We start from the raw sequence: 1,024 nt of genomic DNA on the forward strand, positions 1-1,024 counted from the left end.
GCTAAAATTGCTGCTTCATTAACTATATTAGCTAATTCAGCTCCTGAACATCCTGGAGTGCCCATTGCAATTATTTTAGGTTCTACATCATCAGATAAAGGAATTTTTCTCAAATGTAGATTAAGTATATTTTCTCTACCTACAATATCTGGTAAAGTTACATTAACTTTTCTATCAAACCTTCCTGGTCTTAATAATGCTTTATCTAACACATCAGGCCGATTAGTTGCGGCTATCACAATAGTCCCTTTATTTGATTCAAACCCATCCATTTCAACTAATAATTGATTTAAAGTTTGTTCTCTTTCATCATGACCTCCTCCACCTATACTTGAACCTCTTGTTCTACCTACTGCATCTATCTCATCTATAAAAATAATACAAGGTGATTGTTTTTTTGCTTGAATAAACATATCTCTTACCCGAGACGCACCCACTCCTACAAACATTTCTACAAATTCCGAACCAGAAATAGTAAAGAACGGGACTTTGGCTTCACCCGCTATAGCTTTTGCAAGCAAAGTTTTTCCTGTGCCAGGTGGTCCTATCATTAAAACGCCTTTCGGAATTTTTCCTCCTAATTTTTTAAATTTTTTTATATTTTTTAAAAAATCTACTAAGTCTTCAACTTCTGATTTAGCTTCATCACAACCTGCAACATCTCTAAACGTAATTTTTATTTGATCTTTTAAAATTACTTTAGCTTTAGATTTACCAAAAATAATTGGGCCACCTTTACCTCCAACATTAATTTGCATTTGTCGCATAAAAAATAATAAAACAGCTATTATAATTAATATTGGAAAACTAGATATTAATAACCTTGACCAGATGCTTGTTTTATTTGGTTCTCTTCCTTCTATAGAAACATTATGATTTAATAAATCATCAATTAAACTAGGATCTTCAATTGTTGGTCTAATTGTTTTAAAAATAGATCCATCTTTATGTTGCCCATTTATAAAATATCCATCAATAATAATATTACGGATTTTATTTTTATGTAATTCTTGTACAAATTGAG

General features: G+C 30.8%; 1 protein-coding gene. It reads right to left on the minus strand.

Going from position 1 to position 1,024, the window contains the following annotated elements; genetic code table 11:
• Positions 1-1,024, minus strand: a 1,024-nt coding sequence (locus tag IE124_RS36220) for an AAA family ATPase (RefSeq protein WP_189513891.1), incomplete at both ends; no start/stop codon positions are given.

Origin of the sequence: Streptomyces narbonensis (assembly GCF_014649015.1) — a bacterium.
Classification (GTDB): Bacteria; Actinomycetota; Actinomycetes; order Streptomycetales; family Streptomycetaceae; genus Streptomyces; species Streptomyces narbonensis.